Consider the following 18,832-nt stretch of genomic DNA (forward strand, 5'->3'; position numbering starts at 1 on the left):
GGCAGGTGACTCAGCTTGATGAAGAGTTCTTCATCCGGAGCTCATCTGCGCCGCCAGGTATCACCTGCAGGATCCACCCCATGGTCTTCTCCCATCGGATGGCGGCCCTTGCCGCCGTTGTGGTGATTCCTCTGGGGATCGCCGCTACCAGTTACGCCCTGACCGACAGTCCGGAGTCTCCCAAGGTGCCGCCCAAGGTGGAGCTGGACAGTGGGTCACCCTCGGCGACGCCCACGTCCCCGAAGCCCACTGCGACGCCGAGTGACGAGGTCGTGTCGCGGCCTCCGGTGAGTGACGACGATGACGATGACGACGGACCCGGGGACGACGGCTGAGCCCGTACCCGTGCCGGATCGCGTTCCCGTACGTCGGCGGATCTCGGCCAGGGTCCGCATCCTGCTCTGGCTGCTGCTCGTGATGGCCGTGGCCTTCGCCGCCGTCGCCACGACCACCCGCTCGATCCTCCTGCGGGACGTCGACACCCGCGTCAACGGTTTACTCGCCCAGGAGACGGGCGAGTTCGCGAACTTCGAGGAACGAGGTGTGGACCCCGAGACCGGGCGGCCCTTCACGGATCCGGGGCGGCTGCTGCGGGTCTTCCTGGAGCGGCAGTACGCCGATCCGGACGAGGAGCTGATGGGGCTGCTCGCGGGGCCCGAGGGCGCGAATCCCGCGAAGATCGTCCAGGACCGCGAGATCCCGGTGGAGCTGCCCCTGCACCGGGACACGGCCGCCCGCCGCGCAATCTTCCAGTCCACGGAGTCCACCGGCACGCTGCATCGCGCGGCCGGCGAGATCCGCTGGGCCAAGGTCGCCGTCGCCCGGTCCGGCGGTGAACCGGAGGCCGCGTTCGTCGTGGCCTTCCATCCGGGGCGCGAGCAGGACCGCGCGGACGAGGTGTTCCGCATCCTGCTCGCCATCTGCGGGGTCGCGCTGCTGATGACGACGGGGATCGGCTGGGTGGTGGCCGGGCGGATCCTCAAGCCCGTACGTCTGGTCCGCACCGCTGCCGCCCAGCTCACCGGGCAGGACCTCACCCGGCGCATCCCGGTCCACGGCCATGACGACATAGCCGCGCTCGCCGAGACGTTCAACGCGATGCTCGACCGGCTGGAGCGCGCCTTCGCCGCCCAGCGCGAGTTCGTCGACGACGCGGGCCACGAGCTGCGCACCCCGATCACCATCGTGCGCGGCCATCTGGAGCTGATGGGTGACGATCCGGCCGAACGCGAGGAGACGGTCCGTCTGGTCACCGACGAGCTCGACCGGATGAGCCGCATCGTCGAGGACCTGCTGCTGCTCGCCAAGGCCGAACGCCCCGACTTCGTCAGGCCGGAACCCGTCCAGCTCGCCGAGCTCACCGCCGACGTCTTCGTCAAGGCCCGCACCCTCGGCGACCGCCGCTGGGAGCTGGCCGAAGTCGCCGACGGCGAGGCACGGCTTGACCCGCAGCGCATCACCCAGGCGATGGTGCAGCTCGCGCAGAACGCCGTGCAGCACACCGTCCCCGGCCAGTCCGTCCGCATCGGCTCGCGCCTCGTCGGCGCATACGGCGGACACGGCGGACACGGCGGACACATCGAGTTGTACGTCGCCGACTCGGGGCCCGGTGTCCAGCCGCAGGACGTCGAAGTGATCTTCGAACGGTTCCGGCGCGGCACCGCCCGGCGCGGCACCCGGGGCAGTGGGGCGGGCCTCGGCCTGTCGATCGTGCGGGCCATCGCCGAGGGACACGGCGGCGGCCAGGTGCGGCTGCGGGAGACCGAGGGCGGCGGGGCCACCTTCGTCATCGTGCTGGACTCGGCACCGGCCCTGCTTCCGGAGGCGGACCGCGCATGAACACCCGTACCGGAAAGGCCAGTTGGACATGAACCGCATCCTGATCGTCGAGGACGAGGAGCGCATCGCCTCCTTCGTCGAGAAGGGCCTGCGCGCGGGTGGCTTCACGACGACCGTCGTCGCGGACGGCGACGCTGCCTACGAGTACGCGCTGACCGGCGGCTTCGACCTGGTCATCCTCGACATCGGGCTGCCCGGCCGGGACGGCTTCACCGTGCTGCGCGAACTCCGCGAGGCCCGAGTGACGGTTCCGGTGATCGTGCTGACCGCCCGGGACTCCGTACGCGACACCGTGGCGGGCCTCGAGGGCGGCGCCGACGACTGGATGACCAAGCCGTTCCGCTTCGAGGAACTCCTCGCCCGGGTGCGCCTGCGGCTGCGTACCGCGGCGCGCGCCCCGGAGGTGACCGTGCTGCGTGGCGGTGATCTGACGCTGGACCTGCGCACGCGGCGGGCCCGGGCGGGCGAGCGGATGGTCGACCTCACGGCCCGTGAATTCGTGCTGCTTGAGCTGTTTCTGCGGCATCCCGGGCAGGTGTTGTCGCGTGAGCAGATCCTGTCGCATGTGTGGGGGTACGACTTCGATCCCGGATCCAACATCGTTGATGTGTATGTACGTTCGTTGCGGAAGAAGTTGGGTGCGGAGAGGGTGGAGACGGTGCGGGGGATGGGGTATCGGCTCCCGGCGTGAGCGTTCCGCTGAGTCGGTCGCTTGATGGCTGCGGGCCGGATGTGGCTGATCGCTCCCCCCCTCTCGGCTTCGCTCGAGCGGGGGGACCCCCATCGCGGCGGAGCCGCACAATGTCACAGCCCCGCGCCCCTTAGGGGGCACGCGTGAAGCTCCTTTCATGTGCGGCTCATCGAAGGCTCACCGCCCCGCTGAACGCTGAATGTCGTGAGTCTGAACCTCCGACAAACCGCCGCCCTGTGCGTGGCCCTGAGCCTCTGCGCCCTGCTCGTCGTGCCCGGCAACTTCCCCGGGCTCGGTGGTGACGCCCGGCTGACCCTCGCCGTGTTCGCCCTTGCGACCTGCGCGTGGATCGGTACGCCCATCGACGACACGTACATCGCCCTGGGCGCGGGACTCGCGCTCACGGTGACCGGGGTGATCAGCAGCGAGACACTCTTCGGCACCCTCGGCGATTCGACGGTCTGGTTGCTGATCTGCGCCTTCGTGCTCGCGGCTGCGGTGACCCGGACGGGGCTCGCGGGGCGGGCGGCGGCGTTTCTGGTGGGCGGGGCGCGCACGGTACGGCAACTGGTGCACCTGACCACGGCGGCCCTGGTCGTGACGGCCTTCGCGGTGCCGGCGACCTCCGGCCGGGCCGCGCTCGCGCTGCCGGTGTTCCTCGCGCTCGCCAAGGTCCTGGCCGACCGGAAACGACTGGTCGTGATGCTGGCGCTGCTCTTTCCGACCGTGATCCTGCTGTCGGCCGTGGCGACCCTGATCGGTGCGGGCGCGCATCTGATCACGGTGTCGGTGCTGTGGGAGACGACCGGGGAACGCGTCGACTTCACGCAGTGGCTGCTGCTCGGTCTGCCGCTCGCGGTCGTCTCCTCCCATCTGGCCGCCGAGACCGTGCTGTTGACGACCACGCGGCGCGCCGACCGGCGAAGTCCCGTACGGATCACGGCAGATGACATCCAGCAGCACAGCGAGCAGCCGGTCACCGGCCCCTGGTCGCCGGCCGAGTCGCGCTGCGCGCTGCTGCTCGCCACCGTGGTCGTGCTGTGGTGCAGCGAGCCGCTCCACCAGGTGTCTCCCGCGGTCGTCGCTCTGATCGGCGCGGTCGTCGCGGCCTCGCCCGCGCTGGGGACCGTGGGTCTGAAGGACGCCCTGAAGACCGTTCCCTGGTCGCTGCTCCTCTTCATGGCCGCCACGATGGCGATGGGCGTCGCGCTCGCGGACTCGGGGGCGGCGGGGTGGCTGGTGTCCGGGCTTCCCACGGCCGTCTCGGGTGAACTCTTCCTGGCCGCGGTCGTCGCGGTCAGCACGGCGGCCCACCTCGTGCTGCAGTCCCGCTCGGCCCGCTCGTCCGTGCTTGTGCCGCTGGTGATCGCGGCGGCCGTGGGCGCGGGGGTGAACCCGGTCGGAGCCGCGCTGGCATCCACCGCGGCTGCGGGCTTCTGCCACACGCTTCCGGCCTCGGCGAAACCGGTGACCCTCTTCGCCGAGATACCGGGCACGCCGACCTACACCCCGCGTGACCTGCTGCGCCTGTCCGCCGTACTGGCCCCGCTGACCGCCGCGCTCGTCCTGCTCTTCGCCCTCGCCGTGTGGCCGCTGCTCGGCGTACCCGTCCTGAAGCCCTGACTCCGGAAACCCTGCACCCGGAAGCTCTGCATCCGGAAACCCTGAGCCCGGAATTCCCCAGTTCCGGAGACCGTGAAGGAGCCCCGCCCATGCTGACCCGTTTCGCCGTCGCCCCCAGCGGTTTCAAGGAGTCCCTGTCCGCCCAGGCCGCCGCCGACGCCATCGCGGCGGGCGTACGCCGCGTCGTACCGGACGCCGAGGTCGACCTGATCCCGCTGGTGGACGGCGGCGAGGGCACCGCCCGGGCGCTGGCCGCCGCGACCGGGGGCCGGCTGGTCGCCCTGGCCGCCACCGGCCCGCTCGGCGAGCCCGTGGGCACCCACTTCGCCCTGCTCGGCTCCGGCGCCGCTTCCGGCTCCGGTTCCGGCTCCGGCGACACGGCCGTCGTGGAGATGGCGGCCGTCGCCGGGCTCTCCCTCGTCCCGCACGGCCTGCGCGATCCGGGCGCGACGACCACGTACGGCGTCGGTGAACTGATCCGCGCCGCCCTCGACACGGGCGTACGCCGCGTCCTGGTGGGCTGCGGCGATTCGGGTACGTCGGACGGGGGCGCCGGCGCGCTCCAGGCACTCGGGGCCAGGCTGCTCGACGCGGACGGCTTCGAACTCCCGCACGGCGGACGGGAGTTGACGCGCCTCCACCGCATCGACCCCTCCGGCCTCGACCCCCGCCTGAAGGACGTCGACCTGCTGGTCGCCTGCAACCCGTACAACGTGCTGTGCGGCGAGCGTGGCGTGGCCCGCGTCTTCGGTCCGCAGAAGGGGGCGACGCCCACGCAGGTCGAGGAGCTGTCCGCGGCCCTGGAGAACTGGGCGTACGTCCTCACCCGCGACCTCGGCGGTACCGCCACCGATCTCCGTCACGGCCGCGGAACCGGCGCGTCCGGCGGCCTGGGTGCGGGCCTCGCCGCCCTCGCCGCCCGCCTCCTCCCCCGCTTCGAGGTGCTCCTCGACCACCTCGACCTGGACGCCCGCCTCGCCCGCGCCGATCTGGTCCTCACCGCCGAGGGCGCCCTGGACCACCAGACGCCGCGCGGCAAGGTCCCGGCCGAGGTGGCGCGCCGCGCAAAGCTGCACGGGCGTCCGGTCCTCGCCCTGGCGGGCACGCTCGGCGAGGGCGCGCACACGGTGCCGGGCGTGGACGCCTTCACCGGGATCCTGCCCGCGCCGATGGCCCGCGCCGAGGCCTTCCTGCGCGCCGCCGAACTGCTCACCGACGCGACCGAGCGGGCGCTGCGGATGATTCTGCTGGGGGCGGGGCTGCCGCGGGGGGCGGGGGTGTGACGGCGGGCCTGAGCGGCCTTGGTGAAGTCCGGTGCGGTACCGCGCCCGTAAGGGGCCGGGGAACTGCGCGACCAGCCCCCACCGGCCCGCAGGTACGTCAGCGTTCTTCCAGCGGAGCGCTTAGCCCGGCACGTCGACGGCGGCGATGCCGTTGCGGGTGCCCACGTACACGCGCACCCCGCGCTCGGGGTGGGCGCTGACCACCGGCTGGAAGGCCGGGACCGACGGGTCGGAGAAGGTCAGCGCCCACCTCTGCTCGCCCTTGCGGTTCACGACGTGCAGCGTCTGGCCGAGTAAGGCGTAGACGAGGTCCTCGTGGACGATCGGGTCACTGTAGTACTCCGAGTACTCCGCGTGACGTTTGCCCCGCACCGTCCATACCGTGGACCCGTCGGCGGGGTCGACAGCCACGAGCTGATCCGGCGTCGTGGTGACGGCCAGGTCCCCGAAGGGGATGTACACGCTCTCGCGCGACGAGTCCGCGGCGACATCGTCGTTGCTGGCATCCCACAGCGCCTTGCCGCGCGTCGCGCTCAGTCCCAGTACGGAATCCGAGCCCTCGAATCCCAACACGAGGGTGCTGCCGACGAGTGCGGGACGTCCGGCGTGGGTGCCCGCGTCGTACGTCCACAACGTTCTCCCGTCCTGGCCGTCCAGGGCGATCAGCGACCTGAAAGTGCTCACATAGACCACGCCGTCCGCCACCACGGGCGTAGTGACGATCGGATGCTGCGTCCGTGCGTTCCAGGCCACACTTCCGTCGGGCCGGAACGCGCGCACCGTGCCCTTGTCCTTGGACAACTGAGTGGTCACGAGCACCAGATCGCCTACCTGCACGGGGAATCCCCCGAACCTCGCCTCGAGCGCACGTTGCCAGCGCACACGCCCTCTCGGGTCCACCGCGCACAGCTTCACCGGGCCGTCGTGATGCAGACAGTAGGCACCGTCAGCCGTGACGACGGACGATCCCACCCACCCTCCCCACAGGGGCGCTTCTCCCAGCCTCGTCTCCCATCGCCCGTCACCGTCCGGAGCGACCGCCCGCAGCCTGCCGTCCATGCCCCCGAAGTACACCAGGTCGGCGTCGGGCGACAACGCGACAACGGGGCCGCCATCGATGTGGGTCTCGATGCTGCCGTGGGCCCAGACCATGGCCGCGGGCTGCGGCGTGGCCACGGACCGCTTCGACGGCGAGGCGCTGCCGCCGCTCTTGCCCCGCACGGCGTCGCCCCCGGCGTCCCGGTCCCGCAGCCACAGCCATCCGCCGGTGCCGGCCCCGGCGGCGACCAGCCCTCCGGCCGCGAGCCCCTGCAGCAGGCGTCGTCGTGACGGCGCCGCCGGCGCGGCGACCGGAACGTCCCGGATCGTCAGCGGAGCCACGTACTCGACCCGGCTCTCCCGCTCACCCGAGCCCCGCTCCGGAAGCCACCGCTCGTCTCCCCCGACCGGCCCGGCGGCGGTGAACCAGCCCGGCCCCACGCTCTGGCGCAGGGACTGGGCCGTGTGCCCCGTGGCCGCGACCACCTCCGCCGGAGTCGGCCGGTCCACCGGCGCCTCCGACAGACAGGGCTCGACCAGCGACCGGATCCCCGCCGGGACGCCGGACAGGTCGAAGTCCCGGTTCATGATGCGCATCAGGATGACCGCGTCCTTGCCCTCTCCGAAGGGCTCACGCCCGCTCGCCGCGTACGCGAGGACCGCGCCCAGCGAGAACACGTCGCTCGGCGGCCCCACTTGCCCACCGGTGCGGATCTGCTCGGGCGAGACGTACCCGACCGAGCCGACGACGACTCCGGTCCGGGTCAGCGCGGTTGCCTCCAGCGCTCGTACGATCCCGAAGTCGATGACCCGCGGGCCGTCCGCCGCCAAGAGGATGTTGGACGGCTTGAGGTCCCGGTGGACCATGCCCTTGGCGTGGATCGCCACGAGCGCCTCGCCGAGGGCGGCGGCCAGTAATCGCACCGCGTCCTCGGGCAGCGCGCCGTGGTCGAGGACGGCGTCCCGCAGGTTCGGCCCGTCGACGAACTCCGTTGCCATCCAGGGCCGTTCGGCCTCCGTGTCGGCGTCGACGACCCGCGCGGTGTACGTGCCGGCCCCGCCGACGGTCTGCGCCGCCCGCACCTCCTGCCGGAACCGGGCCCGGAAGGTGCGGTCCTCGGCGTGCTCGGCCCGCACCACCTTCACCGCCAGCCGCAGCCCGGTGCCCGACTCGGCGAGATACACCTCGCCCATGCCGCCGGCACCGAGTCTGCCCAGAACCGCGTATGGCCCGATCCGCCGTGGATCCGTCTCACGCAACGCCTGCAGCACCCCGTGCTCCCCCTGTCCGGTCGTGCGATCCGAACGGCCGTCCAAAAGGAGCGTATACGCCGGAAACGCGTCAGGGCAGCGGTCGGACGGACGCGTGGGGCACTCGCCGCGGGATCACACCGCCGGGACGCAACGCCCGTCCACCGTACGGTAGTTCCACTTCGCGCCGTCCCGTACGAGTTCCTTGACGGCCCGGACGAAACGCTCCACGTGCTCGTCCGGCGTGCCCGCCCCGAAGCTGACCCGAATGGCATTGAGCGACTTCTCGCCGGGCGCGGCCTCCGGGGCACCGCACTCCCCCTGGGTCCGCGGGTCGCTGCCGAGGAGGGTGCGGACGAGGGGGTGGGCGCAGAACAGCCCGTCCCGCACCCCGATGCCGTACTCGGCCGAGAGCGCGGCCGCGAAGTGCGAGCTGTTCCACCCCTCGACGACGAAGGAGATGACACCGACGCGCGGGGCGTCGTCACCGAAGAGCGAGAGGACACGCACCTCGGGCACCTCGGCGAGACCGGCCCGGACCGTGTCGATCAGCTGCTGCTCACGGGCGACCAGCGTGTCGAAGCCGGCCTCGGTGAGGGCCTTGCAGGCGGAGGCGATGGAGTAGACGCCGATGACGTTGGGCGATCCGGCCTCGTGCCGGGCGGCGCTCTCGTGCCACTCCACGTCGACACCGCCGTCCGTCCGCCGCGAGACCTTCCGCGAGGCACCCCCGCCCGCGAGGTACGGCTCCGCCTCGCGCAGCCAGTCGGACCGCCCCGCGAGCACACCGGAGCCGAAGGGCGCGTACAGCTTGTGCCCGGAGAAGGCGACCCAGTCCACGTCCAACTCCTGTACGGAGACGGGGTGATGGGGCGCGAGCTGCGCCGCGTCGAGCACGATCCGCGCACCGTGGGCGTGCGCGGCGGCGGCCAGTTCCCGTACGGGCCACAGCTCGCCGGTGACGTTCGAGGCGCCGGTGACGCACACGAGCGCCGGGCCGCCGGCGTCCCGGTCGTCCCGGCCGACGAGCGCCCGCTCCAGCGTCGCGACGGCCTCGCCGTGCGTGCGCGGGGCGTTGAGGTACGTGACGCGGGCGTCCCGCCAGGGCAGCAGGGACGCGTGGTGCTCGGTCTCGAAGACGAAGACCTGGCAGTCGGCGGGGAGGGCGGCGGCGAGGAGGTTCAGCGAGTCGGTGGTGGACCGGGTGAAGACGACCTGGTCGCCGTCCCGGCAGTCGAGGAACTCGGCCACGGTCTCGCGCGAGTTCTCGAAGAGATCGGTGGAGAGCTGGGACAGGTACCCGGCACCCCGATGCACGCTTCCGTAGTACGGCGCGTACGCGGCCACGTCGTCCCACACCCGCTGGAGGGCCGGGGCGCTGGCGGCGTAGTCGAGCGCGGCGTAGGTGACCTCGCCGCCGGTGACGAGCGGGACGGTGACGTCTCGGCCCAGTACGGGCAGCGGCCCGGGGATGTCACGGCAGACGGACGGTGCGGTGGCAGCGGTGGAGACGGAGGTGAAGGTGAAGGTGGAGGTGGAGACAGACATGGCGAACTCCTGTGAGAGGCAGGCGAAACCGTGCGCCGGACAGCCCGCGCGGGGGCGTCAACGGCACAGCAGGGCAGACAGGTTCCAAGAGGCTGAAAACTGAAAGGGGTGTGCGGAGGCGGGGCTCGACGCCCTATCGCATTCGCTTGCTCACAGAAGGCTCCCTCGAACGACCAGGACCCCTGGTGTATCCACTCGAATGAGTGCGAGGGGTCCGCGCTTGCCGTAGACCTCGCTGCCTACGGCCTGGTCTTCACCCGGGGCACCCCGCCACGGACGGAGGGTTGCCGGACAGCCGGCCGGGGCCTGATGGCTGTCGCTCATGACCTGCCCAGCATCCTGCCACACGATCTTCCGGACGCAAGCCGGTTGTCCGGATACCGGGACGGTTGGGGTACGACCTCGTCCTCAAACGCCGGACGGGCTGAAAGTCAGCCCGTCCGGCGTTTGAGGAGCGGAGTCTGGGGCGGAGCCCCAGGGGACGGGAACGGGTAGGGGCGGCGGGGGCGAGAAAAACCCGCCCCCAACCGCTACGCGTTCGTCGCCGCCACCCACCGCTCCAGCGTCCTCTTCGCCGCCCCGGAGTCGATGGCCTCCGCCGCCTTCGCCATCCCCGCCCGGAGCTGGTCCGCGAGCGGACCGTCACCGGGCGACAGAGCCACCAGCGCCGCCGCCGAGTTCAGCAGCACAGCGTCCCGCACGGGCCCGCCCTCCCCGTTCAGCAACCGCCGCGCGACATCCGCGTTGTACGAGGCGTCGGCCCCCCGCAACGCCTCCACCGGCACCAGCTCGATCCCGACGTCACGCGGATCGAAGGACTCCTCGCGCACCTTTCCGTCCCGTACGACCCACACCCGGGACGTGGACGTGGTGGTCAACTCGTCGAGCCCGTCGTCGCCGCGGAAGACGAGCGACGAGTTGCCGCGCTCGGCGAAGACGCCGGCCACGATGGGCGCCATCCGGGCGTCGGCGACCCCGACGGCCTGCGCCTTCACCCGGGCGGGGTTGGTGAGCGGTCCGAGGAAGTTGAAGGTCGTCCGGATCCCCAACTGCCCGCGCGCCGCCGCCACATGACGCAGCGCCGGATGGAACTTCACCGCGAAGCAGAAGGTGATCCCGGCCACCTCGGCCACCTCGGCCACCCGCCGCGGCGTCAGCTCCAGATTGACTCCGAGCTTCTCGAGGACGTCGGAGGCACCGGACGCGGAGGACGCAGCGCGGTTCCCGTGCTTGACGACCTTGGCACCCGTACCGGCGATGACGATGGCCGACATGGTGGAGATGTTGACGGTCTTCGCCCCGTCTCCGCCCGTGCCGACGATGTCGACGGTCTCCCCGGGCACCTCGATCACGTTGGCGTGCTCGTACATCGTCCGGACGAGCCCGGAGATCTCCTCGACGGTCTCGCCCTTGGCCCGCAGGGCCACCGCGAACCCGGCGATCTGCGCGTCCGTCGCCTCGCCCCGCATGATCAGGTCCATCGCCCAGGCCGTGTCGTCGGCGCCCAGGTCGCGCCCGTCCAGCAGGCCGTTCAGCAGGGCGGGCCAGGAACGGCCCGCCGCGGTGTCGCCTCCAGCGGGGGTCACAGCGTTCATATGCCGCTCCTGGGTCGTCCGGTCCCGACGGCTCGTCCGGGGACTCGTATAGGGATGGCACCACCCTATCCAGCCCCGGGGACGGCAAAGAGCCCCGTCCATGAACTGGACGAGGCTCTCGCCGTGGCGATCAGTGCAGATCAGTCAGGTGATCGGGCGATCAGTGGTGGCCGTGGCCGCTCGTGATCTCCTTGTACTCCTCAGCGGTCGGCTTCGGGATCTGGTTGTCCTCCCCGAAGTACGCGTTGCTGAGCTTGGCCCGCAGCTTCTGCGAACCCTTCACCTTGCGCTCGACACCGTTCTCGTCGACCGCCGGTCCGATCTCCGCCGGCTTGTACTGCTCGTGCGCCGTGAGGGTGTGCAGCGCCTCCTGGCTGAGCGGCTCGTGGACCTCGATGAACTCACCGTGCGGCAGGCGCTTGATGATGCCCGACTCGCGGCCGTGCAGCACCTTGTCCGCGTCGCGGCGCTGGAGGCCGAGACAGATCCGCTTGGTGACGATGAACGCGACGACCGGTCCGACGAAGAACCCGATCCGGACGAACCAGGTGACCGAGTTGATCGACAGATGGAAGTGCGTGGCGACGATGTCGTTGCCACCGCCGATCAGCATGATCATGTACGCGGTGACCCACGCGACGCCGAAGCCCGTACGGGTCGGGGCGTTGCGCGGCCGGTCCAGGATGTGGTGCTCGCGCTTGTCCCCGGTGATCCAGGACTCGATGAACGGATAGAGCGCGATCACCCCGAGGAAGAGGCCGAAGAGCACCAGCGGGATGAACACGCCCAGGACGAGCGTGTGGCCCCAGAGGTTGATCTCCCAGCCCGGCATCGCGCGGATCAGCCCCTCGGCGAAGCCCATGTACCAGTCGGGCTGGGCGCCCGTGGACACCTGGTCCGGCCGGTACGGCCCCAGCACCCAGATCGGGTTGATGGACGCGACCGCGGACAGCATCGCGATGAAACCGAAGACCAGGAAGAAGAAGCCTCCGGCCTTGGCCATGTAGACCGGCAGCAGCGGCATGCCGACGACGTTCTTGTTGGTCTTTCCGGGACCCGCGAACTGCGTGTGCTTGTGGTAGAAGACCAGGATCAGGTGGCCGACCACGAGCCCCAGCATGATGCCGGGCAGCAGCAGGATGTGGATCGAGTAGAACCGCGAGACGAAGTCTCCGCCCGGGAACTCCCCGCCGAACAGGAACATCGAGATGTACGTGCCCACGATCGGCGTGGCCAGGATCGCGCCCTGCGTGAAGCGGACACCGGTGCCGGAGAGCAGGTCGTCCGGGAGCGAGTAGCCGGTGAAGCCGGTGAACATGCCCAGGACGAACAGCAGGAAGCCGAACAGCCAGTTGATCTCACGCGGCTTGCGGAACGCGCCGGTGAAGAAGACGCGCATCATGTGCACGAACATGCCGGCCAGGAAGACGATGGCCGCCCAGTGGTGGATCTGCCGGATGAGCAGACCGCCACGGACGTCGAAGCTGATGTCCAGCGTGGAGGCGAAGGCCTCCGACATCATCTGCCCCTGCAGCGGGACGTAGCTGCCGTGGTACTCGATCTCGTTCATCGAGGGGTGGAAGAACAGCGTCAGATACACACCCGTGAGGATGATGATGATGAAGCTGTAGAGGCAGATCTCGCCCAGCATGAAGGACCAGTGGTCCGGGAAGATCTTGCGCATGTTGGCCTTGGCCAGGGAGTAGATCCCGAGCCGGCCGTCGGCCCAGTCGGCGACCTTCTCGCCGGCCGGTGCCTTCTCGCGCGAGCGCGAGTCCTTGGTGGTCGTAGTGCTCATCCGCGCTCCCAGAACGAAGGACCGACGGGCTCATCGAAGTCGCCGAGCGCCTCGAGGTAGCCCTCGTCGTTCACACCGATGCGCAGCTGCGGCAGAGCGTGACCAGCGGGGCCGAAGATCACTCGGGCACCGTCGGAGAGGTCGAAGGTGGACTGGTGGCAGGGGCACAGAACGTGGTGCGTCTGCTGCTCGTACAGGGAGATCGGGCAACCGACGTGGGTGCAGATCTTCGAGTACGCCACGATGCCCTCGTGTGACCACTCGAGCTCGCGCTTGTCCTTGATGTCCTTCGGCTCCAGCCGGACGATCATCAGGGCTGCCTTGGCGATCTCGTTCTGGAACTCGTGGTCGTGCTCCTCCAGGCCCTCGGGCTTGGCGAAGGTCAGCGAACCGACGGTGACGTCGGAGGCACGCAGCGGCTCGTCCGTGTTCATGTTGACGAGCAGCTTGCCCCTGCGCCACAGCGTGTGCCGCAGCTTGTCCTCCGGCAGCGGACCGAGGTCGCGAAGGAGGACGATGCCGGAGAGCGGCACGAGGGTCAGCGCCCCGAGCATCGTGTTGCGGATCAGCTTGCGGCGGCCGAGCGCCGACTCCTTGGCGCCCTGCTTGAAGTCCGCGTGGACCTTGGCACGGTCCTCCGGGGACGCCTCGATCGCGTGGCGCTCGTCGGCGATCTCCTCGTCGGACATCAGGGTGCGGGCCCAGTGGACCGCGCCCGCGCCGATGCAGAACAGTGCCAGACCGAGCGTCATGCCCAGGGCGAAGTTCAGTCCGCTGATGTGGCCGAGCGGCCAGATGTAGACGATCTCGTCGACCGGGATCGCCACGAACGCGGCGATGAAGCCGACCGTGGCCAGCATCGACATCGTGAACAGGAAGGCGACCGCGCGCTCGGACCGCTTGGCGGCCCGCTCGTCGATGTCCTGGATGCGGTGCTCGTGAGGCGGCAGGCCGGGATCCGCGAACGGGTGCTTCTCGTCCGCGACGCTCACCGCACCGTGCTCGTCGGCGGCCCGCTCGGCGGGCAGGTTCTCTTCTGGAATGTCTTGGCTACTCATGACTTCTTGGCCTTTGCGGTCCGGGCGGCGACCCACACGGCGACGGCGATCAGTCCGCCAAGACCGAAGATCCAGCCGAAGAGGCCTTCACTGACCGGCCCGAGGCCGCCCAGCTCAAGACCACCGGGGCTCTCCGAGTCGTCGCTGTTGACCGCGTCGAGGTACGCGATGATGTCCTTCTTGTTCTTCTCCGTCAGCGTGGTGTCGGGGAAGGACGGCATGTTCTGCGGGCCGGTCTGCATGGCCTCGTAGATGTGCTTCGGGTCGACATCCTCCAGCGTCGGGGCGTACTTGCCGTTCGTCAACGCGCCGCCCTTGCCGGTGAAGTTGTGGCACTGCGAGCAGTTGTTACGGAAGAGCTCGCCGCCCTTGGCGATGTCCGCGCCCTCGGGGTTGTACTGCTCCTCGGTCGGCACGCTCGGGCCGGCGCCCAGCGAGGCGATGTACGCCGCGAGCTGGTCGATGTCGGCCTGCGAGTAGATGTTCTTCTTCTTCGGCACCTGAGCGCCGGGCTGCTGGGCCGGCATACGGCCGGTGGCGACCTGGAAGTCCACGGCCGCGGCGCCCACGCCCACCAGGCTCGGACCGTCAGTGGTGCCCTGACCGCCGGTGCCGTGGCAGCTGGCGCAGCCGACGGCGTAGAGCTTCTTGCCCTCGTCGATGGCTAGGGACTGGGCGGTTGTACCGGCCTGCGCCTCGTCCGTGGGCGCGAACACGGTATACAGCCCCCCGGTGCATGCCAGCGCGAGGAGTAGGACGACGAGCGCCGCCAGCGGATGGCGTCGTCGTGCGGAGAGCTTTTTCACGGATTACCCCGGTGTCAGGATCTTCTGCGTCGATGCTTCTGGAATGTGCGCGGGAACGGGCCCGGCTACTTGATCATGTAGATCGTGGCGAAGAGGCCGATCCAGACGACATCGACGAAGTGCCAGTAGTAGGACACGACGATGGCGGCGGTCGCCTGCTCGTGCGTGAACCTGCGGGCGGCGTAGGTGCGCCCGAGGACCAGCAGGAAGGCGATGAGACCACCCGTCACGTGCAGGCCGTGGAAGCCGGTGGTCAGGTAGAACACCGAGCCGTACGGGTCGGACGAGAGCGAGAGGCCCGCGTCCTTGACCAGTTCGGTGTACTCGAAGACCTGACCGCCGATGAAGATCGCACCCATGATGAAGGTGACGATGAACCACATCCGGAGCTTCTTCACGTCCCCACGCTCGGCGGCGAACACGCCGAGCTGGCAGGTGAGGGAGGAGAGCACCAGGATCGTGGTGTTCGTGGCCGAGAACGGGAAGTTGAGATGGGCTGCCATCTCCTTCCAGTGCTCCTGCCCGGTCACCGATCGCAGGGTGAAGTACATCGCGAAGAGGGCCGCGAAGAACATCAGCTCGGAACTCAGCCAGATGATCGTTCCGACGCTGGTGAGGTTCGGCCGATTGACCGACGGGTGCGCGTGCCCGGTATCTACTGTCGTTGCTGTCGCCACGACCGACATTATGTCGGTCGCTTATCCCGCCCTCACTCCGGGGGGTGCCGTTCGGGGTGTCTGTGGGGTGTGTCCAGCCCGTATGGCCCATCGAAGCCCTGTCCGAACCGGTGTTGACCACGAGGTCGAGGGAGTAGCATCCGCGCAAGCGGACCCTGTCCGTCTCTGTCTCTACGACGCTGACGTCCCGGAGGAAGAATGCAGCCGACCGCAACGGTGCTGGTCTACAGCGACAACTCCAACACCCGCGAGCAGGTGCGGATGGCGACCGGCCGGAGGCCGGCCACGGACGTTCCTCAGGTCGAGTTCATCGAGTGTGCGACCCCTGCCGCCGTGATCAAGGAGCTGGACCGGGGTGGCATCGATGTGTGTGTGCTGGACGGGGAGGCTGTTCCCGCCGGTGGGATGGGTATCTGTCGGCAGATCAAGGACGAGATCTTCAACTGTCCGCCGGTGCTGTTGCTGATCGGGCGGCCTCAGGATGCCTGGCTGGCCACGTGGAGTCGGGCTGATGCCGCGGTGACCCTGCCGGTGGAGCCTGTGGAGTTTGCGTCCGCCCTGGCGGGGCTGCTTCGGCGTAAGAATGCGTTGAGCGCCTGAGCGCCGCGGGGTGCGTCCTGTACGGCGGCTGCGGGTGCGTTGTGGCCGGTCGCGCCCACGCGGCGGAGCCGCATATGTCACAGCCCAGCGCCCCTTACGGGGCCCACTGGCCCGCATCGATCAAAATCTCACACTGACTCCGGGCGTAGCCGTAGGCGTGCCTCCGGGCCCGGGCCCTCTGGGGTGTCGGCGACCAGGGCGCTGCCTGTGCGCCATTTCTTCCACGGGAGGTTCCAGTCGCCGAAGCCGTTGCCGAAGGGGGCCATCGTGTCGCCGTATGAGTTGACGACCTTGACGATGTCTCCGGGGCTTACGGTTTTGAAGAACCACTCGGCGTTGGCGGTGCTCATGCCGGTGCAGCCGTGGCTGACGTTGGCGGAGCCCTGGGAGCCGGTGGACCAGGGGGCGGCGTGTACGTACTCGCCGCTCCAGGTGACCCTCGTGGCGTAGTACACGGGCAGGTCGTACGAGTCGGCGCTGCCCTCGGCGATGCCGATGCTGGTGCCGCGCATGCGTACGAAGTACTCCTTGCCCAGCACCACCTTGACGCCGTTGCGGGTCTCGAAGCCGGGTTTGCCGGTGGTGACGGGGATCGTGTTGATGGCCTCGCCGTTCTTGTAGACCGTCATCGAGTGCGCCGAGGCGTCCGTCACGGCCTCGACGCGGTCGCCCGTGGTGAGCTTCAGGGGCTTGGCCTTGCCGCCCCAGAGGCGTTCGGCGACCTTGATGCCCGCCAGGTTGCTGCGTGCCCGGATGGTGGCGTGGGTGGGCCAGTACTCCTTGGGGCGGTAGTGCAGCATCTTGTCGTCCACCCAGTGCCAGGCGCCCTCCACCGCGGGCTGCGAGTCGACCTTGAGGGCGCGCTCGACGACGGCGCGGGCGGCCTTGTCCTTGACCGGGGCGCTGAGTTCGGCGGTGACGGGCTGGCCGACGCCGTACGTGCCCGTGTCGGGCCCGAACTTCACGTTCAGCCGCTTCTTCGTGGTGGGTGTACTGGTGTCGAAGTCGAGGACCTTGCGGCCCGGTGCGCCGTCCTCGTCCTCGGTGCTCACCCGCAGCGTGTAGCGGGCGCCTGCGGCGAGCGGCGAGGTGCTGTGCCAGCGGGTGCCGTCGGCGGACAGTTCGCCCGCCACGTACCGTCCGGCGGCGTCCGTGGCCGTCACGTCGGTGATGCGGCTGTCGGAGTCCTGGGCGGTGATCTCCAGGGGCTTGTCCGGGTCGGCCTTCTTGCCGTCGTCCACAGGGGCGTTGAAGGAGATGTCCTCCGCCGCGTCGTACGGCTTGGCCGAGAGCGGGTGGCCGTCGGAGCTGCAGGCCGTGACGCCCGCGCCTATGGCGACCACCAGCGCAGTGCAGCTGACACCGGCTCTTGCGCCCCTGGAAGAAACTGAGTGGCTCATGACCTCACGCTAGGAACCGGGGCCGGGTCCGGCGCGGTGAGTGGGCCGTGCGAGGGACGAGAAGCGTGGCAAAAGAGGGAAGCCCGGACCTCCTGACGGAGTGTCCGGGCTTCCGTGCGCTCTGCGCGTGTTACTGGTTCTGGTTCTCTCCGCGGTAGTACTCGAAGACCCAGCCCCACAGGCCGATCATGATGATCGGGGCCGAGAAGTAGAGCAGCCACCAGCCGAAGATGACGCCCATGAAGGCGAGCGCGCCGCCGATGCCGAGGGAGAGCGGCTGCCAGCTGTGCGGGCTGAAGAAGCCGACCTCACCGGCGTCGTCCGCGACGTCGGCCTCCTTGTTGTCCTGGGCGCCCACGTCGACCCGCCGGGCCGTGAAGGCCAGGTAGTAGCCGATCATGATGCACAGGCCGAAGCCCAGGAAGAGCGCCGTGGTACCGGCCGGCTCCTTCGACCACACGCCATAGACGATCGCCATGGCGAGGACGAAGACCGCCAGCCAGATGAACATCTTGCCTTGGACCTTCACTTGCCGGCCTCCTTGCCACCAGCGAGGGCCTTCTCACCGTGAGGTGCGTTCTCGAGCTGGTCGAGAGCGGCGATCTCCGGGTGGTGCAGATCGAAGGCCGGGGATTCGGAACGGATCCGAGGCAGCGTGAGGAAGTTGTGCCGCGGCGGTGGGCAGGACGTCGCCCACTCCAGCGAACGGCCGTAACCCCACGGGTCGTCGACCTCGACCTTCTTGCCGTACTTGGCCGTCTTCCACACGTTGTAGAAGAACGGCAGGATCGACAGGCCGAGCAGGAAGGAGCTGATCGTCGAGATCGTGTTCAGCGCGGTGAAGCCGTCGGCCGCGAGGTAGTCCGCGTAACGACGCGGCATGCCCTCGGCGCCCAGCCAGTGCTGGACGAGGAAGGTGCCGTGGAAGCCGATGAACAGCGTCCAGAAGGTGATCTTCCCGAGGCGTTCGTCGAGCATCTTGCCGGTCATCTTCGGCCACCAGAAGTGGAAGCCGGAGAACATCGCGAACACGACCGTGCCGAACACCACGTAGTGGAAGTGCGCCACCACGAAGTAGCTGTCCGAGACGTGGAAGTCCATCGGCGGCGACGCCAGGATCACCCCGGTCAGACCACCGAAGGTGAAGGTGATCAGAAAGCCGGTGGCCCACAGCATCGGGGTCTCGAAACTCAGGGACCCCTTCCACATGGTGCCGATCCAGTTGAAGAACTTCACACCCGTTGGCACGGCGATCAGGAACGTCATGAAGGAGAAGAACGGCAGCAGCACACCGCCGGTGACGTACATGTGGTGCGCCCACACGGTGACCGACAGGCCGGCAATGGCGATGGTCGCGCCGATCAGGCCCATGTAGCCGAACATCGGCTTGCGGGAGAATACCGGGATGACCTCGCTGATGATGCCGAAGAACGGCAGCGCGATGATGTACACCTCGGGATGGCCGAAGAACCAGAACAGGTGTTGCCACAACAACGCGCCGCCGTTGGAGGCGTCGAAGATGTGCGCGCCGAACTTGCGGTCCGCCTCCAGCGCGAACAGCGCGGCGGCCAGCACCGGGAAGGCCAGCAGCACCAGCACCGCGGTGAGCAGCACATTCCACACGA

General features: G+C 69.4%; 16 protein-coding genes and 1 riboswitch. Of the genes, 6 read left to right on the plus strand and 10 right to left on the minus strand.

Going from position 1 to position 18,832, the window contains the following annotated elements:
* Positions 1-80: 80 nt before the first annotated feature.
* The 5 genes from GAS53_RS57295 (at position 81) to GAS53_RS49230 (ending at position 5,436) form a co-directional block, all read left to right on the plus strand.
* Entirely contained in the window at positions 81-335 is a 255-nt protein-coding gene (locus GAS53_RS57295) for a small secreted hydrophilic protein (RefSeq protein WP_151484316.1), read from the plus strand.
* On the plus strand, positions 307-1,839 hold the full coding sequence (locus GAS53_RS49215; protein WP_225859601.1) for a sensor histidine kinase: 1,533 nt from the start codon (positions 307-309) through the stop codon (positions 1,837-1,839). The genes GAS53_RS57295 and GAS53_RS49215 overlap by 29 nt, the downstream gene beginning before the upstream one ends.
* 28 nt (positions 1,840-1,867) lie before the next feature.
* Positions 1,868-2,530 carry a response regulator transcription factor gene (locus GAS53_RS49220; protein WP_151484317.1) on the plus strand — a complete coding sequence of 221 codons (663 nt, stop codon included), beginning with the start codon at positions 1,868-1,870 and terminating at the stop codon, positions 2,528-2,530.
* 204 nt (positions 2,531-2,734) lie between these two features.
* Entirely contained in the window at positions 2,735-4,153 is a 1,419-nt protein-coding gene (locus tag GAS53_RS49225) for an SLC13 family permease (RefSeq protein ID WP_192583637.1), read from the plus strand.
* 89 nt (positions 4,154-4,242) lie between these two features.
* A complete protein-coding gene (locus tag GAS53_RS49230; RefSeq protein ID WP_151484318.1) occupies positions 4,243-5,436 on the plus strand; it encodes a glycerate kinase family protein in 1,194 nt (397 codons plus the stop codon).
* A gap of 120 nt (positions 5,437-5,556) precedes the next feature.
* On the opposite strand, the gene GAS53_RS49235 is transcribed toward GAS53_RS49230, so the two are convergent.
* The 7 genes from GAS53_RS49235 to ctaE form a co-directional block, all read right to left on the minus strand.
* Positions 5,557-7,746: a serine/threonine-protein kinase gene (locus GAS53_RS49235; RefSeq protein ID WP_225859600.1), complete on the minus strand. Its 2,190-nt coding sequence runs from the start codon at positions 7,744-7,746 to the stop codon at positions 5,557-5,559.
* A gap of 114 nt (positions 7,747-7,860) precedes the next feature.
* Positions 7,861-9,273 (minus strand): aminotransferase class V-fold PLP-dependent enzyme, encoded by a 1,413-nt coding sequence (locus tag GAS53_RS49240; RefSeq protein WP_151484319.1) that lies wholly within the window; start codon positions 9,271-9,273, stop codon positions 7,861-7,863.
* A gap of 211 nt (positions 9,274-9,484) precedes the next feature.
* A riboswitch (SAM riboswitch) is annotated at positions 9,485-9,601 on the minus strand.
* A 202-nt stretch (positions 9,602-9,803) separates the two neighbouring features.
* Entirely contained in the window at positions 9,804-10,868 is a 1,065-nt protein-coding gene (gene trpD / locus GAS53_RS49245; RefSeq protein ID WP_151484320.1) for an anthranilate phosphoribosyltransferase, read from the minus strand.
* Positions 10,869-11,028: 160 nt separating this feature from the next.
* Entirely contained in the window at positions 11,029-12,666 is a 1,638-nt protein-coding gene (gene qcrB / locus GAS53_RS49250; RefSeq protein WP_151484321.1) for a cytochrome bc1 complex cytochrome b subunit, read from the minus strand.
* Positions 12,663-13,724: a cytochrome bc1 complex Rieske iron-sulfur subunit gene (qcrA, locus tag GAS53_RS49255; RefSeq protein WP_151484322.1), complete on the minus strand. Its 1,062-nt coding sequence runs from the start codon at positions 13,722-13,724 to the stop codon at positions 12,663-12,665. Before qcrA ends, qcrB begins: the two co-directional genes overlap by 4 nt.
* Positions 13,721-14,530 carry a cytochrome bc1 complex diheme cytochrome c subunit gene (gene qcrC, locus GAS53_RS49260; RefSeq protein WP_151484323.1) on the minus strand — a complete coding sequence of 270 codons (810 nt, stop codon included), beginning with the start codon at positions 14,528-14,530 and terminating at the stop codon, positions 13,721-13,723. Before qcrC ends, qcrA begins: the two co-directional genes overlap by 4 nt.
* Positions 14,531-14,595: 65 nt before the next feature.
* On the minus strand, positions 14,596-15,216 hold the full coding sequence (gene ctaE, locus GAS53_RS49265) for an aa3-type cytochrome oxidase subunit III (protein ID WP_151484324.1): 621 nt from the start codon (positions 15,214-15,216) through the stop codon (positions 14,596-14,598).
* A gap of 189 nt (positions 15,217-15,405) precedes the next feature.
* Here ctaE and GAS53_RS49270 point away from each other — a divergent pair, with 189 nt between their 5' ends.
* Positions 15,406-15,807 carry a response regulator transcription factor gene (locus GAS53_RS49270; RefSeq protein ID WP_151484325.1) on the plus strand — a complete coding sequence of 134 codons (402 nt, stop codon included), beginning with the start codon at positions 15,406-15,408 and terminating at the stop codon, positions 15,805-15,807.
* Positions 15,808-15,935: 128 nt separating this feature from the next.
* Here GAS53_RS49270 and GAS53_RS49275 read toward each other — a convergent pair whose 3' ends face one another.
* The 3 genes from GAS53_RS49275 to GAS53_RS49285 form a co-directional block, all read right to left on the minus strand.
* Positions 15,936-17,207: a L,D-transpeptidase gene (locus GAS53_RS49275; protein WP_151484326.1), complete on the minus strand. Its 1,272-nt coding sequence runs from the start codon at positions 17,205-17,207 to the stop codon at positions 15,936-15,938.
* A gap of 130 nt (positions 17,208-17,337) precedes the next feature.
* The gene (locus GAS53_RS49280) at positions 17,338-17,736 is read right to left on the minus strand and encodes a cytochrome c oxidase subunit 4 (RefSeq protein WP_151484327.1); all 399 of its coding nucleotides are present in this window, start codon (positions 17,734-17,736) and stop codon (positions 17,338-17,340) included.
* Positions 17,733-18,832, minus strand: a 1,100-nt coding sequence (locus GAS53_RS49285; RefSeq protein ID WP_192583638.1) for a cytochrome c oxidase subunit I, incomplete at its 5' end; no start/stop codon positions are given. The genes GAS53_RS49280 and GAS53_RS49285, both read right to left, overlap by 4 nt.

This window comes from Streptomyces albicerus (assembly GCF_008905045.1).
Classification (GTDB): domain Bacteria; phylum Actinomycetota; class Actinomycetes; order Streptomycetales; family Streptomycetaceae; genus Streptomyces; species Streptomyces albicerus.

Excerpts from the sequence above, each read along its gene's own strand:
- GAS53_RS57295 (WP_151484316.1), top strand. The coding sequence starts at position 81 with ATGGTCTTCTCCCATCGGATGGCGGCCCTTGCCGCCGTTGTGGTGATT.
- GAS53_RS49215 (WP_225859601.1), top strand. The coding sequence starts at position 307 with ATGACGACGGACCCGGGGACGACGGCTGAGCCCGTACCCGTGCCGGAT.
- GAS53_RS49220 (WP_151484317.1), top strand. The coding sequence starts at position 1,868 with ATGAACCGCATCCTGATCGTCGAGGACGAGGAGCGCATCGCCTCCTTC.
- GAS53_RS49230 (WP_151484318.1), top strand. The coding sequence starts at position 4,243 with ATGCTGACCCGTTTCGCCGTCGCCCCCAGCGGTTTCAAGGAGTCCCTG.
- GAS53_RS49240 (WP_151484319.1), bottom strand. The coding sequence starts at position 9,273 with ATGTCTGTCTCCACCTCCACCTTCACCTTCACCTCCGTCTCCACCGCT.
- trpD (WP_151484320.1), bottom strand. The coding sequence starts at position 10,868 with ATGAACGCTGTGACCCCCGCTGGAGGCGACACCGCGGCGGGCCGTTCC.
- qcrB (WP_151484321.1), bottom strand. The coding sequence starts at position 12,666 with ATGAGCACTACGACCACCAAGGACTCGCGCTCGCGCGAGAAGGCACCG.
- qcrA (WP_151484322.1), bottom strand. The coding sequence starts at position 13,724 with ATGAGTAGCCAAGACATTCCAGAAGAGAACCTGCCCGCCGAGCGGGCC.
- ctaE (WP_151484324.1), bottom strand. The coding sequence starts at position 15,216 with ATGTCGGTCGTGGCGACAGCAACGACAGTAGATACCGGGCACGCGCAC.
- GAS53_RS49270 (WP_151484325.1), top strand. The coding sequence starts at position 15,406 with ATGCAGCCGACCGCAACGGTGCTGGTCTACAGCGACAACTCCAACACC.
- GAS53_RS49275 (WP_151484326.1), bottom strand. The coding sequence starts at position 17,207 with ATGAGCCACTCAGTTTCTTCCAGGGGCGCAAGAGCCGGTGTCAGCTGC.